At 40.6% G+C, this 15,004-nt stretch carries 12 protein-coding genes; 4 read left to right on the top strand and 8 right to left on the bottom strand.

Going from position 1 to position 15,004, the window contains the following annotated elements; translation table 11 throughout:
- Nucleotides 1-11: 11 nt before the first annotated feature.
- The 7 genes from AAGU76_RS01355 to AAGU76_RS01325 are packed head-to-tail and all read right to left on the bottom strand — an operon-like array spanning nucleotide 12 to nucleotide 6,595.
- Entirely contained in the window at nucleotides 12-1,781 is a 1,770-nt protein-coding gene (locus tag AAGU76_RS01355) for a V-type ATP synthase subunit A (RefSeq protein WP_342483637.1), read from the bottom strand.
- On the bottom strand, nucleotides 1,774-2,412 hold the full coding sequence (locus AAGU76_RS01350; protein ID WP_342483636.1) for a V-type ATP synthase subunit E family protein: 639 nt from the start codon (nucleotides 2,410-2,412) through the stop codon (nucleotides 1,774-1,776). Before AAGU76_RS01350 ends, AAGU76_RS01355 begins: the two co-directional genes overlap by 8 nt.
- 8 nt (nucleotides 2,413-2,420) lie before the next feature.
- The gene (locus tag AAGU76_RS01345) at nucleotides 2,421-2,729 is read right to left on the bottom strand and encodes a V-type ATP synthase subunit F (RefSeq protein ID WP_342483635.1); all 309 of its coding nucleotides are present in this window, start codon (nucleotides 2,727-2,729) and stop codon (nucleotides 2,421-2,423) included.
- 24 nt (nucleotides 2,730-2,753) lie between these two features.
- Entirely contained in the window at nucleotides 2,754-3,197 is a 444-nt protein-coding gene (locus AAGU76_RS01340) for an ATP synthase subunit C (RefSeq protein WP_342483634.1), read from the bottom strand.
- Between the two features lie 34 nt (nucleotides 3,198-3,231).
- Nucleotides 3,232-5,217 (bottom strand): V-type ATPase 116kDa subunit family protein, encoded by a 1,986-nt coding sequence (locus tag AAGU76_RS01335; protein WP_342483633.1) that lies wholly within the window; start codon nucleotides 5,215-5,217, stop codon nucleotides 3,232-3,234.
- Nucleotides 5,218-5,244: 27 nt separating this feature from the next.
- A complete protein-coding gene (locus tag AAGU76_RS01330; protein ID WP_342483632.1) occupies nucleotides 5,245-6,276 on the bottom strand; it encodes a V-type ATPase subunit in 1,032 nt (343 codons plus the stop codon).
- A 1-nt stretch (nucleotide 6,277) separates the two neighbouring features.
- Nucleotides 6,278-6,595, bottom strand: coding sequence for a hypothetical protein (locus AAGU76_RS01325; protein ID WP_342483631.1), 318 nt, complete (start codon nucleotides 6,593-6,595; stop codon nucleotides 6,278-6,280).
- Nucleotides 6,596-6,955: 360 nt separating this feature from the next.
- Here AAGU76_RS01325 and AAGU76_RS01320 point away from each other — a divergent pair, with 360 nt between their 5' ends.
- The 3 genes from AAGU76_RS01320 to nifJ all read left to right on the top strand — a co-directional run bounded on the left by AAGU76_RS01320 (nucleotide 6,956) and on the right by nifJ (nucleotide 14,221).
- Entirely contained in the window at nucleotides 6,956-7,801 is an 846-nt protein-coding gene (locus AAGU76_RS01320; RefSeq protein ID WP_342483630.1) for a YitT family protein, read from the top strand.
- A gap of 71 nt (nucleotides 7,802-7,872) precedes the next feature.
- Nucleotides 7,873-10,479 (top strand): ATP-dependent chaperone ClpB, encoded by a 2,607-nt coding sequence (clpB, locus tag AAGU76_RS01315; RefSeq protein ID WP_342483629.1) that lies wholly within the window; start codon nucleotides 7,873-7,875, stop codon nucleotides 10,477-10,479.
- 217 nt (nucleotides 10,480-10,696) lie between these two features.
- Nucleotides 10,697-14,221, top strand: a complete 3,525-nt coding sequence (nifJ, locus tag AAGU76_RS01310; RefSeq protein WP_342483628.1) for a pyruvate:ferredoxin (flavodoxin) oxidoreductase — start codon at nucleotides 10,697-10,699, stop codon at nucleotides 14,219-14,221.
- 52 nt (nucleotides 14,222-14,273) lie between these two features.
- Here nifJ and AAGU76_RS01305 read toward each other — a convergent pair whose 3' ends face one another.
- The gene (locus tag AAGU76_RS01305) at nucleotides 14,274-14,441 is read right to left on the bottom strand and encodes a DUF3787 domain-containing protein (RefSeq protein WP_342483627.1); all 168 of its coding nucleotides are present in this window, start codon (nucleotides 14,439-14,441) and stop codon (nucleotides 14,274-14,276) included.
- A gap of 149 nt (nucleotides 14,442-14,590) precedes the next feature.
- Between AAGU76_RS01305 and AAGU76_RS01300 the strand changes: the two genes are divergently transcribed.
- The gene (locus AAGU76_RS01300) at nucleotides 14,591-14,971 is read left to right on the top strand and encodes a DUF2512 family protein (RefSeq protein ID WP_342483626.1); all 381 of its coding nucleotides are present in this window, start codon (nucleotides 14,591-14,593) and stop codon (nucleotides 14,969-14,971) included.
- Nucleotides 14,972-15,004: the final 33 nt, after the last annotated feature.

Below are 15,004 nucleotides of genomic sequence, written 5' to 3'. Positions count from 1 at the left end.
ATCAACACTCCCTATTCATACTTTAATCTCAAGCTGCCGTATACATCTGCGATTTTATTCATAAGATCTTCGAGCATCTCTAGTTTGTCATTGGGAACCTCATACTTTATCTTAAGTATGTCCTGAATTACAGATTCGCTTCTTATTACGGAAATCGGAATGCCTATCTTAACGCATGCCAGAGCTTCCTCGTAGAATGTGTCTATAACCTTAAGCATCAGGTATTGCTTTTTCAACACAACGTAAGTGTCTTCCGCATGCATGGCGTTTTGCTGCAGGAATCCCTTCTTGATAATTCTTGCTGTTTCAAGAACGAGAGCCTGATCGTTTGGAAGAACATCTTCCCCAACCAGCTGAACAATTTCGTTAAGTTTTTCCTCTTCCTGAAGAAGAACTATCATCTTGTGTCTTAATTCAAGCATGTCCGGAGCCACATTTTCCTCATACCATTCAGACAGCATTCCAACATAACCTGAGTAGCTTGTCAGGTAGTTTATTGCAGGATAGTGCCTTGCATAGGCCAGCTTCTTGTCAAGTCCAAGGAATGCCGATACGAAACGCTTTGTGTTTTCTGTTACCGGTTCTGAGAAGTCTCCTCCCGGAGGTGAAACAGCTCCGATGATTGTGATTGTAGCTTCCTCATCGTTCAAAGTCGTTACACAGCCTGCTCTTTCATAGAACTCTGCAAGCCTGGAAGGCAGGTATGCAGGGTATCCTTCTTCTGCAGGCATCTGCTCAAGACGTCCGGAAATCTCACGAAGCGCCTCGGCCCATCTTGAAGTTGAGTCTGCCATTATGGCTACATCGTATCCCATATCCCGGAAATATTCAGCCATGGTGATTCCTGTATAGATGCTGGCTTCACGGGCAGCAACAGGCATATTTGATGTATTTGCAATAAGGATCGTTCTTTCCATCAACGGTCTGTTTGTTCTCGGATCAATAAGCTTAGGAAACTCTTCCAAAACGTCGGTCATTTCGTTTCCGCGCTCGCCGCATCCTATATATACAATTATGTCCGCATCGCACCACTTGGCCAGCTGGTGCTGAGTAACGGTTTTTCCTGTACCGAAACCTCCGGGAAGTCCTACAGTTCCCCCTTTGGCTATGGGGTAGAAACTGTCTATAACCCTTTGACCTGTTACAAGAGGTTTGTAGATAGGAATTCTTTTATTTATGGGTCTCGCCTTTCTTACAGGCCACTTTGAGGACAGCGTAAGATTCTCAGTGTCTGTGTTTTCCTTTTCCAGCACGACCACTGTGTCGTTTAATTTGTACTTTCCGTTTGGTTTAACTTCCTTTACGGTTCCGCTCACATTTACCGGAACCAGAAGCTTGTGAAGAATTCTTTGAGTTTCCTGGATTGTTGCGTAAACCTGACCAGCTCGAAGTTTGTCGCCCGGCTTAACCGTAATAGTCACATCCCATGGTTTTTCTTCGTCCAGAGTCAGAAGACCGATTCCTTCCGGTATGAAATCCTTTGACATGTTCTGTATCCTGTTTAACGGTCTTTGTATACCGTCAAAGATGTTTCCTATCATTCCGGGACCTAAAGTGACTGAAAGCGGATTTCCAGTGGAATGAATCTTCTCCCCGGCTTTCAATCCTTCTGTTTCTTCGTATACCTGTACAGTGGCAACATCGCCGTCAAGAGATACAACTTCTCCAATTAGCTTCTGGCTTCCCACAGTAACCATTTCGTTAACTTTGAATGAACCCATATTGAGTCCTTTGACAACAGGCCCGTTTATTGAGTTGACAATTCCTTCGTTTCTAATCATTTAAGTCACCTGCCTCCAAAGCCTCAAATATCGTCTGCATGATATACATCTTGTTTTCTTCAAGTACCGCATCAACAGAAAGGTCAATTTTGATGTCCTTGTCGTCAACAACGGCTATAAAACCACCCATGATATCATTGGTTGATTTGAACTCAACGCTTTTGCAGCTTTTACTTTTCTTAAGTTCTTGTTCGATAAATTCAGAGTACTTATTTTTGTCGCTTTCTCTCATAGAAATAACCACGCTGCACTCTTCGTAGCTGTTAATAAGTTTTTCCACAGTAGAAATCAAGCCGGACAGATAAGTCTTGTACATTTCTGATTCAACAAATTCAGATAATCTATTTTTAAATGCTTCCATGAAAGTATAATAATATTTTTCTTTCAATACTATAATTTCTCTCTTTATGATTACCTTTGATCTACTCAGGCTTTCTGTGCGCTTCATTTCAGCTTTTTTCTCAGCTCTTTCCTCTATGGACTTAGCCATATGATCTGTTTCTTCCATGTTTTTCTTGATTTTCAGGTCATATTGCTTTTCAAGTTCCTTTAGTTCCTCATTGAGGCTTTTGTCCATGGAATTATTTATGAGCTTTGAAAACAGTAATAATTTTTGTTCTATCGTAACCATAAATCACCTCATATGTGAATACCGACGGATTCTCTTATGTTGTCCGCCATGGTATTTGATTCCCTTCTGGACCCATGCCTGTCAGGGATTTCTATAATGAGTGGAGTTTTAGATTTAAGCTTCATTTCCGTAACCACATCATTAAGCATATCAACTATTTTCTCAGTCAGGATAAGAATTCCTATTTCCTTATCCTGCATTGCGTTTTTCAAAGATTTGAGTGCCTCGTCCCTGTCATGCACAATCGTTCCGTTTATGCCGGCCAGCCTGAGGCCCACCCAGGTATCCCTGTTATCACTTATTAAAAATGACTTCATGTCAATTCTCTTTTCTTTTGATAATTAAACGAACAGAATCAAGATAGAAATAATCAAACCGTAAATAGCAATACCTTCTGCCATACCAACGAAAATCAAAGTTTTACCAAGAAGTGACGAATCTTCTGAAATTGCTCCTATAGCTGAAGACCCAACTGAACCAACTGCAAGACCTGTAGCAATTGTAGCAATACCTGTGGACAATGCTGCTGACAGATATTTAAGTCCCTCTCCCAAGCCGCCTGCACTTGCTGCAGCAGCTTCTGTAGCTTCAGCAGTTTCTGCAAATGCGTTGCCGCCGAAAATTGTTGATACTATTGCCCCAATCATGATTAATGCAAATGCTGATACTGTTGTCAATATTGCTTTTTTGATATTTCCCTTTTTACCGTTCTTCATTGCTTTTTTTCCGTATACTATAGTTCCTACTGATACTGCTCCAGCAGCTAATAAAAATAAAATTTGCATAATTTTTTACTTCCCTTCTTAATTATTATTGTTTTTATTTTGTTAATTTTAATGGTTTAAATTCCAAACCTTCACCTTTAAAGTACTTGCTGAACATTTCATAGTACTGAAGACGAAGTCCCTGAATGAACACTATTACTCCTTCAAGTGATAGTATTAATATATTTCCTACGACCAAAATAGCTATTTTGGCAATTATATTTTCAACCATCTCCGACATTACCAAAAATGCCATGAACAAACCTGCGTGGTTCAATGCAAAAGCGCCCACACGGACGAATGAAACAGTATTGCTCAGAGCTCCAAGAATTGTCTCTACAGCTTCAAAAATGCTTTCTGTAAAATATGCACCGGCTCCCTCATGGAAAAGTGGCCTGTGATTCATTACCATGTTTGCTAAAGGTTCTTTCAGCACTATTATAACAATGCTTATTAAGAGTGTTGTCATTGGCAGGGCCAAAGGAATATTCACCAACCCGGTCAATGCTATTATGGTTAATACGAAACTCATGAAAAACATGTATCCGAATACTCCATTTTTACCAAAGATGCCTTCTTCTATATTCTTGTTCATCATTGAGTTCACTATACCGTAAATATAAGAAACCGTAAGAGCAAACAGGCCGTAAACTATACCTGCCACAAGAATCATCGGTATGTTGTCAGGACTTAACGGTCCGCCTTCTATAAGGCTTGGAAGCCATGGCAGTTCGTGTTTTTCCAGACCAAACATACTTCCGTAGACAAAACCGAAAGCTATTGAACTTACACCAAGTCTCATTACTATTTCAGCAAATGCACCTATTTTCTTTTTCAAGGCAAGACCCAGCAAAAAGTATACCAGTCCTTGTCCAATGTCTCCAAACATTATACCGAATGCCAGACAGAACGTAACAGCCAAAAACGGTGTCGGATCCAGCTCGTTGTAAGCAGGCAAACTGTACATCTTTACGATTGTTTCAAAAGGTCTCGTAAACCAGTTGTTTTTCAGCTTTGTAGGCGGTATTACCTGTGCTCCCAGCTCCTCCGCAGTTTTCTGGTTAAGCATATATTTCTTTGAAACCTTGGAAATATCATTTTTTACATTTTCCAGCTGGCTTTCCTGCACCCAAACGTCAACTGCAAAAATATTGTTTCCTATTTCGGCTTTGTCAACCACTTCATTTATTCTTTCCTCAAGATTGAATATGTTGAAAAGCCTGTTTATTGAACTGGCGTTTGTTTTCTTTTCTGCTTCTATGGCAGCATTTAATCTGCTAATTTCAGCATTGAGACCGCTCAGCCTTTCATCAATCTCTTTTAACATCTGCTCTGGTGTTCCAGTAATGCCCTCAGGTCTCTCAAGCTTGGTCCAGTTCAAGGACTTTAACAGGTTGTCTGTCTCTCCCTTGAATTGCTTAGGATACATTATCATGTAAATATTTTCGGCTGAAGAGTTTATGATGCCTATTTTCATGACAATGGCGCTGATGTTTTCATAGTTTTTCTTAAGCTTCCACCTTATATCTCTAGAAAGCATTCCTATTTCATATTCGAAATAGTTCAAATCAGACATTTTATCAAGCACAAGAGTCTTGTCTAAAATGCTGTCAACCTTCACCCTGAAATCCTGAAGCACTTTTATCTTTTCTCTGATTAAATTAATTCCACTTATTTTTGAACCTATAGAATCATTTATACCAATCAATTCCTCGTAAGCGTCTTTAATTTTGTATTTATCCGATAATATGTTTTTATCGACAGTAAGTTCTACACCCATGCCTTTTGCAAGGTCATTGACGATGTTCATGCAGTCAATCAGTTTCTCGTCACCATCCCAGGGATTTTCCCTGTTTTGGTTTGATGTTCCCAGAATGTCTGATTCATATTGGTGTATTACATAGTAGTTTGCATATGCATTGCTATGTTCAACATTTAAATTCAAATGCACATTTTCATTTAGTATAAGTTCTTTTATAATTGGATTCATGTCATCTGTTGAACCAACAACCTTTAAAAGAACCATTTTTTCTACGGACATCCTTTAAGTTCCTCCCTTCCTTCTGTCTTACATCCTGTAAGCCAAGTATTCTTTGAGTTTTTCTTTTGGTACATTGTACTTTATACCCTCGACGATCGTGGTAAAATCGTCAACAATGATTCCAATCAGGTAAATATATGAAACAGCAGCTCCGATATTGCGGAATTTCTTTTTTCTAAGATATTCATATGAATATGAGTTTATTGAAAGATCAAAGCCCAGCACATCCATATTGCTGAATATGTCCAGTTTCAAATATGATTTAACCAATTCAAAGAATTCTTCCATCGACTTGCTGTAGCACAATTTTTTCAATTTCTTGTAATCAATTGACTTTCCGCCAACCAGGCTGTAAATCAATATTTCTTCAGGTGAAATTTTATAGTAATTCAATGCCCTGTATATCCACTGCACGTTGAGGAGGTCGATTTTGAGTCCGATTAATTCCAATGCGGCGTCTTTGTCGTCCTTGTCAAGCTTGTTGGCATATTCCATTAAATTTCTGTATAGTTCCACATAAAGCTTCATTTCAATATGAAATTCACGATTGATAGCATCTTCTTTCGTAAGATTTTTCAATCCTGAATAATAGGGTGTACCCTTTAGGTTTTCGGTAAATTGAGCTACGTTTTTAGAAGACATGAGATTATCAAAAGGCAGGGTTTCATGTTTTTTTGAATGAACAAAGCGTTCTTCAATACCTTCGAGGGTTTCTTCCCTGGCTATCCTTCTCAAAATCAAGCTTAAATCCTGCAGTTCGCTAACCAGTAACAAAGATTTTATAAATTCCTTATAGTTTCCGGAAAAATAATGGAGCAAATCTTCAGTTTCTACTGTTTTGAACCTGCCAAGCAGGACTTCCATCCTGTCTCTGTTGATTTCCTCGTTTTTCACTTCATACATCAGTTTGCTTAATTCCTTGTTATCCAGCATGAGTGACTTCACTTGGTCTACCGTCTTGCATTCTAATAATTTTTCCCAATCAAGCTCTCGAATCAAATGACCTTTTTTAGAAATAATCTTGGTTTGAATAGCATAGTATGCCATGTTAGGGTTCATACTATCCCTCCAATACAAACAACTTGTTAAATATTTCTTCTACCAAAGATTTTTCTGCCTTTTTATAGTTTTTGTCTATTTCGCCAGAAATTTTGATAATTTGTTCTTTTTCAGACTTTTCGGTTTCAGCCACATACTTATCAGCTTCATCGGCAAGTATCTGAGCTTTTTTCCTTGCCTCCTCAAGTTTATTGTTTTTATAACTTGAGAGAGCACTTTCGTACTCCTGCTTTTTCTTGAGCAAAAAATCCTCGTTTTTGTTTTTGTTCTCAAAAGCCAAAGAGTCAATCTCGATGATTTGATTAATTATCTCGTTCAAAAAATCACTCCTTGTTTAAATTTATACAGCATTTGTCATTATATCACCCTTTAATATGTTCAGCAAATTCAAAACTTCAACATTTATCGACATTTAATAAATATTTGAAGAAATTATTTGTTCTAACTTTAATTTGCTGTTATAAGCTTCTGATTATTACATATTGCTACGTTTTTCGGTGTTTGTTAAATGAATAACAGTTGAATTATTTTTTTAAATATAAAATCCATAAGGCTAGGGAATTTTATGCCGGATAAAATTTTTGAACATTAAGTAAAAATTAGAAACAGGTACATAATATTCCTTGAAATCGTGGTTTTTTTGATTTAAAATATCTACAATAACAATAAGGGAGGCATTATGAAAAAAGAAACTGTAAAAGAATATATATTTATCGCCTTTGGAACAATGATAGTAGCATTTGGAGTTTACTACTTCCTGGTTCCTGAAAATCTTGCTCCCGGAGGAATATCCGGCTTATCCATTGTTCTAAGCAACTACGTGGCCATCCCTATTTCCTTAATCAACTTCATATTGAACGTGATTCTATTAATAGTTGGCTTTGCTTTTTTAGGGAAGGAATTCGGTGGTAAAACAGTCGTTTCTGTTTTTTTTCTTTCATTTTTCATGTTTGTTATGGAGACGGTCCATCCTGCAACAAAGCCTGTAACCGATGAGATTCTTTTGAACCTCATATGCGGTATAGTGCTTTCTGCCATGGGCCTTTCCATCGTATTTAATCAAAACGCTTCGACCGGAGGAACCGATATCATCGCCAAGATACTTAATAAGTATGCACATTTGGACATAGGCACCGGACTCATGGCAGCAGACGTGTTTGTGGTATTGTCAGCGTTCTTCACCTATGGCATCAAGACAGGAACTGTGGGTGCTTTCGGATGGTTTTTGAACGGTGTTGTTGTCAACTACTTCATTGACGGTTTTTCTGTCAAGAACGAAGTTGTAATCATATCCGACCATCACGAAAAAGTAAAGCAGTATATTTTTGACAGGCTTGACAGGGGTGTGACTGTCTATAAGGCTGAAGGAGGCTACACAAACCAGCAGAAGGAAATTATTGTCACAATTCTTGCCAGGAGGGAATACTTTGTGCTGAAAAATCAACTGAAGCACATTGACCCAAACGTATTTGTAATAGTTCGGACAGTACAGGAAGTGTACGGATCCGGTTTTTCAAAATTTTAAAATTAATCTTCATTTAATAATTTAGGCTTACAATTATGTCAATGGTAAATAAAGCATAAGGAGGTATTTTAATGAATGCTCAAAAATTTACACAAAAATCCTTAGAAGCTGTTCAGAACGCTCACAAGGAAGCAGTTGAAAACTCGAACATGCAGATAGAACAGGAGCATCTCTTGAATGCTCTTGTAAGTCAGGAAGGCGGTCTGATAGTGCAGCTGCTGACCAAGATTAACATTGATGGTCATGACTTCAGAGACGGCGTAAAAAAACTCATAGCTGCAATTCCTCGTGTTACGGGGCCCGGACGGGAAAGCGGAAAAATATATATTGCTCCTGATGTGGATAAAATCCTGGCAGAAGCAGAAAACCAGGCGGACAGGATGAAGGATGAATATGTTTCTGTAGAACACATAATGATTTCTCTTTTGAACTCTCCAAAACAGAGCCTTAAAAATCTTTACAGCCAGTTTGGTTTGAGCACTGACAAATTTTTAAGCGTGCTCTCCTCTGTCAGAGGCAACACCCGGGTTACCAGCGATACTCCAGAGTCAACATACGATGTGCTTGCCAAGTATGGTTCAGACCTGGTAGAGCTTGCAAAGAACAACAAACTTGATCCTGTTATTGGAAGGGACTCAGAAATAAGAAATGTAGTGAGAATACTTTCGAGAAAAACAAAAAACAACCCTGTGCTTATCGGTGAACCAGGCGTTGGCAAGACTGCCATAGCAGAGGGTCTGGCCATACGAATTGTAAGAGGTGATGTTCCTGACAACCTGAAGGAACGAAAAATTTTTTCACTGGACATGAGCTCACTGGTGGCCGGAGCTAAATTCAGAGGTGAATTTGAAGAAAGGCTCAAGTCTGTACTTGAAGAAGTCAAGAAAAGCGACGGTAGAATAATTCTGTTTATAGATGAGCTCCACACAATAGTAGGCGCTGGAAAATCCGAAGGAGCCATGGATGCCGGAAACATGCTAAAACCAATGCTTGCAAGGGGCGAGCTTCACTGCATCGGAGCAACTACCCTTAACGAATACAGACAGTACATTGAAAAGGATGCTGCTCTTGAGAGGCGATTCCAGCCTGTTTTGGTAGATGAGCCTACAGTTGAAGACACAATCTCCATTCTAAGAGGTCTCAAGGAACGCTATGAGGTATTCCATGGTGTAAAGATTCAGGATCAGGCTCTCATTGCGGCTGCAGTTCTCTCCCACCGGTACATTTCCGACCGTTTTCTTCCTGACAAGGCAATCGACCTAATTGATGAAGCCTGTGCCATGATTCGAACGGAGATAGATTCCATGCCCACGGAGCTGGATGAAATATCAAGAAAGATAATGCAGCATGAAATCGAAGAAGCTGCACTTAAAAAGGAGCATGACAAGCTTTCTGAAGAACATCTCAAGGAAATTCAAAAAGAACTTGCAGACATGAGGGCGCAGTTCAAGGAAATGAAGGCAAAATGGGAAAACGAAAAAGACGCCATTTCAAAGGTTCAGGGACTTCGCGAAGAGATTGAAAAAGTCAATGGTGAAATCGAAAGGGCCGAAAGAAACTACGACCTGAACAAGGCGGCAGAGCTTAAGTACGGAAGACTGCCGTCTCTGTTGAAATCCCTTGAAGAAGAAGAACAGATTGCAGAAAGGTCACAGGGTGCAGAATCCCTGTTAAGAGACCGTGTAACTGAAGAAGAAATTGCAAGAATTGTCGGGCGCTGGACAGGAATACCTGTATCCAGACTTATGGAAGGCGAACGTGAGAAACTCTTAAGGCTTGAGGACATACTCCATGAAAGAGTTATCGGACAAAACGAGGCAGTTGAAAAAGTAACAGAAGCCATACTCCGCTCAAGGGCAGGAATACAAGATCCTAACAGACCTATCGGTTCCTTCATGTTCCTGGGTCCTACAGGAGTGGGAAAAACAGAGCTTGCAAAAGCACTGGCAGAGTCTCTTTTTGATGATGAACACAACATAGTTCGAATAGACATGAGTGAATACATGGAAAAGTTTTCGGTGTCAAGACTTATCGGAGCTCCTCCCGGATACGTTGGATATGAGGAAGGAGGTCAGCTCACTGAGGCTGTAAGAAGAAAGCCCTACTCCGTGGTATTGTTTGATGAAGTAGAAAAAGCACACCCTGAGGTGTTCAACATCCTTCTGCAGGTGCTTGACGACGGACGCATAACCGACTCCCAGGGAAGAACTGTCGATTTTAAGAACACCATAATAATCCTTACGTCCAACCTGGGATCCAATTATATTCTGGATGGAATAAGCGGCGGCGGTGAACTTACCGAAGAAGCCAAAAACGAAGTAAACAGCCTGCTGAGGAGACAATTCAGACCCGAGTTTCTGAACAGGCTGGATGAAATAGTGTTCTACAGGCCTTTGAACAAAAGTGAAATCTCTTCCATCATAGACCTGATGTTCAAGGATCTTCAAAGAAGGCTAAAGGATAAACAGCTGACGGTAACTGTCTCGGACAGAGCGAAATCCTACATTGTGGATCAGGGGTATGATCCGGTTTACGGTGCAAGACCTTTGAAGAGGTACATTCAGCGAAATGTGGAAACACTTATAGCTAGGATGATAATACAGCATGACATTCAGCCTGAAACGAACTTAACAGTTGACTATGATGGTGAGAAACTGCAATTAAGAATTAAGAGTTAAGAATGAAGAATTAAAGGTGTGGATTTGCGCAAAACGCAAATCCATTTTTATTTATATCAGGATTTGTGCTGCGCACAAATCCTTTCCATTAATTCTTAACTCTTAATTCTTCATTCTTAATTGGTTTTATTTATTAATTCTTCATTGCTTTTAAGAATATTTGTTTTTTTCAAGGAAAAGATATAACAACTGAAATTTTGCTATAAGGAGATATTAAATGAAAAAATATGAATCTATGGACGGTAACAAGGCGGCAGCATATGCTTCATACGCCTTGACCGAAGTGGCCTCCATCTTCCCCATCACTCCTTCAACGCCGATGGCAGAAGGAGTTGACGAATGGTCTGCCCACGGTATGAAAAATATTTTCGATCAGGAAGTAAAGGTAATTGAAATGCAGTCTGAAGCTGGTGCCGTTGGAACAATGAGAGGAGCTTTACAGGCAGGAAGCCTTGCATCAACTTATACAGCTTCTCAAGGGCTTTTGCTTATGATTCCAAACCTGTACAAAATGGCCGGCGAACTTCTGCCGGGAGTTCTTCATGTGGCTGCCAGAGCTGTAGCTACCCATGCTCTTTCCATATACGGAGACCATCAGGACGTCATGGCATGCCGACAGACGGGTGCTGCCCTGCTTGCATCTGCCAATGTTCAGGAAGTTATGGACCTGGGAGTTGTATCTCACCTTTCCGCAATCAAGTCAAGAATTCCATTCATCCACTTCTTTGACGGCTTTAGGACCTCTCATGAAATACAGAAGGTTGAAAAAATAGACTTTGAAGACATAAAAAAGCTTGTGGATTACCAGGCTATTGAAGATTTCAGAAACAGGGCACTGAATCCCGAACACCCTGTTGTGAGGGGTACGGCCCAGAATCCGGACATTTACTTTCAACAGCGTGAGGGCCAAAATCCGTTTTTCAAGGCTACACCTGAAATCGTACAACAGTACATGGATAAACTTGGAGAGATGACAGGCAGGAAATACAAGCTGTTTGAATACTACGGCGACAAAAATGCAGAACATGTCATTGTTGCCATGGGTTCTGCAACTGAAACTATAAAGGAAACCATAGATTTCTTGATGTCCAAGGCAGAAAAGGTTGGTTTGGTCAAGGTTCATCTTTACAGGCCTTTTTCCGAAAAGCATCTGCTTGAGGCTGTCCCTGCATCAGCTAAAAAAATAGCAGTCCTGGACAGAACCAAGGAACCTGGTTCCACCGGCGAACCTCTTTATCTGGATGTGGTCAAGTGCTACAAGAATTATGAAAATCCTCCGGTCATAGTTGGCGGTCGCTACGGCCTTTCCTCAAAGGACACAAGACCTACACAGATTATTGCAGTATTTGAAAACTTAAAAAAGGATGAACCGAAGGACAATTTCACCATAGGCATTGTGGATGATGTATCCAACACTTCCCTGCCTGAAGCTGAAATAGTTGATACTACTCCTGAAGGAACCATCAGCTGCAGAATCTGGGGACTTGGCTCTGACGGAACCGTAGGAGCCAACAAAACAGCCATAAAGATAATCGGAGACAACACCCCCCTTTATGTTCAGGGTTATTTCTCCTATGACAGCAAGAAATCCGGCGGAACAACAACTTCACATTTAAGGTTCGGAAAGAACCCCATACGCTCGCCATACCTGGTGTTCAACGCCGACTATGTAGCCTGCCACAACAAGTCATTTGTTTATCATTATGATTTATTGAAAGGACTTAAAAAGGGCGGAACGTTTGTCCTTAACTGTCCATGGGAAGAAAAAGAACTTGGTGATAAGCTGCCTGCTTCCATCAAGAAATATATAGCAAAAAACAACATAAACCTGTACATCATAGACGCCTTGGCAATAGCCTCAAAAATAGGTCTTGGCAACAGAATTAACATGGTAATGCAGTCTGTATTCTTCAAGCTTGCCAATGTGATTCCCGTTGATCAGGCTCTTGAGTACCTGAAGCAAAACATTGAAGACATGTATGGTAAAAAAGGTTCAGATATTGTTCAAATGAACCAGAAAGCTGTAGATAAATCCATTGATGCCCTGGCGAAAGTTGAAGTTCCATCCTCCTGGGCAGATGCTGAGGAAGAAGAGCTTCCAGTTAAAGATGAACCTGATTTTATTAAAAACATCCAAAGGCCCATGGCCAGAGACGAAGGTGATGAGCTGCCGGTAAGTGCCTTTGCCGGCATGGAAGACGGTACCTTCCCTTCAGGAACCACTGCATACGAAAAACGCGGCATAGCACCCATGATTCCGGAATGGCAAATCGACAAGTGCATTCAGTGCGGCAGATGCTCCTACGTTTGTCCTCATGCCACCATACGTCCGTTTTTACTGGACGATGAAGAAAACTCGAGAAAACCTGACACATTCAAGACTGCTAAACCAATCGGCAAAGGCTTTGAAAATTACCATTGGAGAATTCAGGTTTCACCCATGGACTGCACCGGCTGCGCCAACTGTGCAGACATCTGTCCGGCAAAGGGAAAGGCTCTCATCATGAAGGCGGCTGAACATGAAATGGAAATGGAATCTGAAAACTGGGAATTTGCCATGACTGTTAGGCCAAAGGAAAATATCATGGACAAAAATACCGTTAAAGGAAGCCAGTTTATGAGACCGCTCATGGAGTTTTCCGGCGCTTGCCCAGGCTGCGGAGAAACACCGTATGTGAAGCTTGTTACTCAGCTTTTCGGCGACAGAATGATAATTTCCAATGCAACAGGCTGTTCATCAATTTGGGGAGCTTCAGCCCCGGCAACCGCATACACGACAAATGCCGAAGGAAGAGGCCCTGCCTGGATCAATCCTCTCTTTGAAGATGCTGCAGAGTTCGGCCTTGGACTGCAGGTAGGTGTTAAGCAGCTTAGAGAAAAGCTTGCTTTGCTTATGAAAGAAGCCATGGCTTCTCCTATAGACAGCAGTCTTAAGGAAGCCTTCACTTACTGGATTGACAATTTCAATGACGGAGAAGAATCAAAGAAAGCCACGAACATGATTCTTGAAGCCTTGAAGAACAACAGTCATCAGGACAATGAGATTGTACAGGAGATCATGAGAAGAAAGGATCAGCTTATAAAGAAATCTGTCTGGTCAGTAGGAGGCGACGGATGGGCTTATGATATTGGCTATGGCGGACTTGACCATGCTCTTGCATCCGGTGAAGACATCAACATGCTTGTAATGGATACAGAGGTTTATTCAAACACCGGAGGCCAGTGTTCAAAGTCCACACCAGCTGCTGCAGTTGCTAAATTTGCTGCTGCAGGCAAAAAAATCAGAAAGAAGGACCTTGGTCTCATTGCCATGACCTACGGCTACATTTACGTTGCTCAGATTGCCATGGGAGCCGATATGAACCAGACTATTAAAGCAATCAAGGAAGCAGAAAGCTACAATGGACCTTCTCTCATCATTGCTTACTCTCCATGCATCAATCACGGAATCAAGACAGGTATGGGCACAAGCATGATGGAGGAAAAAAAGGCTGTTGACTGCGGCTACTGGCACCTGTACAGATACAATCCGGCTCTGGCTGAGCAGGGTCAGAATCCTTTCATCATGGATTCCAAAGAACCTTCCTCGGATTACAGCGAATTCATCAATGGTGAGATACGCTATTCTCAGCTTATGAATGTATTTCCGGAAATTGCAGGAAAAATGTTTGAAATTTCAGGAGAACATGCAGCCGAAAGGTACAGAAGGTACAAACAGCTTTCAGAGCACCATGTTTTATAAAATTAGAAAAAAAAGAAGGAAGATGTCTGTATCTTCCTTCTTTAGCAACTAATCATTTCTGATTTGAATCCACGTATTCCTTAGCGTTTCTCACTTGAATTTCATCAGGTATGTTGACCTTTGAAACAGCCTTCAGCTTACTCTGGTTTGCCCAGGCTGCTGTTTCGTGACTCTCAATAGGTTTTGCCATGTTTTTTTGTTTATAATTATTGTCAGCCATATAATTTCTCCTTTCAATATTTTCATTATTATTATCTAAAATATTTCATTTATTATGCCCCATAGAAACACCAATTTGTTTAGAACATCAAAAGGAATAATCTTCGTGTTTTTGCTAAAAATATAGTAAATCGAGAACAGGAGAAAAATATGAGAACAGCAATTGCATTACTAATGAAATTTGCAGCAACGTTTGCCGCATCATGGGCCGCTTTTTCTTTGATTGACTTAAATCCCATAGGAATGATAACATTGGTGGCTGCGGCAGGCACAATATTGAACTACCTTCTAGGAGACCTGGTAATTCTGCCTTCAATGGGAAGTGTGACAGCATCCATAGGAGATGGTGTTCTTGGGGCAGCGGCAGCTTACGTTATTGACATGTTTTCTTACAACTTCAACGCCAGTGCCTCAGGGTTGATTGTTTTTGCAGCAATAATAGCAGCAGCCGAATATTTCTTCCATATTTACCTAATAAGTGATGAAAAAGTGGCTCCAAATAATTTTCACAGGGAACCTCCCATGGAATGATGAAAGTATGCACAACTAAAGTCATTTAATTTT

The sequence above is a fragment of the Sedimentibacter sp. genome (assembly GCF_038562225.1).
In the GTDB taxonomy this organism is placed as follows: domain Bacteria; phylum Bacillota; class Clostridia; order Tissierellales; family Sedimentibacteraceae; genus Sedimentibacter.
This window is presented reverse-complemented; position numbering and strand designations above follow the sequence as displayed.

What these genes read in the sequence shown, in the direction of transcription:
- AAGU76_RS01335 (WP_342483633.1), bottom strand. Translation starts at nt 5,217, where the DNA reads ATGTCCGTAGAAAAAATGGTTCTTTTAAAGGTTGTTGGTTCAACAGAT.
- AAGU76_RS01320 (WP_342483630.1), top strand. Translation starts at nt 6,956, where the DNA reads ATGAAAAAAGAAACTGTAAAAGAATATATATTTATCGCCTTTGGAACA.
- AAGU76_RS01330 (WP_342483632.1), bottom strand. Translation starts at nt 6,276, where the DNA reads ATGAACCCTAACATGGCATACTATGCTATTCAAACCAAGATTATTTCT.
- AAGU76_RS01350 (WP_342483636.1), bottom strand. Translation starts at nt 2,412, where the DNA reads ATGGTTACGATAGAACAAAAATTATTACTGTTTTCAAAGCTCATAAAT.
- clpB (WP_342483629.1), top strand. Translation starts at nt 7,873, where the DNA reads ATGAATGCTCAAAAATTTACACAAAAATCCTTAGAAGCTGTTCAGAAC.
- AAGU76_RS01345 (WP_342483635.1), bottom strand. Translation starts at nt 2,729, where the DNA reads ATGAAGTCATTTTTAATAAGTGATAACAGGGATACCTGGGTGGGCCTC.
- AAGU76_RS01305 (WP_342483627.1), bottom strand. Translation starts at nt 14,441, where the DNA reads ATGGCTGACAATAATTATAAACAAAAAAACATGGCAAAACCTATTGAG.
- AAGU76_RS01340 (WP_342483634.1), bottom strand. Translation starts at nt 3,197, where the DNA reads ATGCAAATTTTATTTTTATTAGCTGCTGGAGCAGTATCAGTAGGAACT.
- AAGU76_RS01300 (WP_342483626.1), top strand. Translation starts at nt 14,591, where the DNA reads ATGAGAACAGCAATTGCATTACTAATGAAATTTGCAGCAACGTTTGCC.
- nifJ (WP_342483628.1), top strand. Translation starts at nt 10,697, where the DNA reads ATGAAAAAATATGAATCTATGGACGGTAACAAGGCGGCAGCATATGCT.
- AAGU76_RS01355 (WP_342483637.1), bottom strand. Translation starts at nt 1,781, where the DNA reads ATGATTAGAAACGAAGGAATTGTCAACTCAATAAACGGGCCTGTTGTC.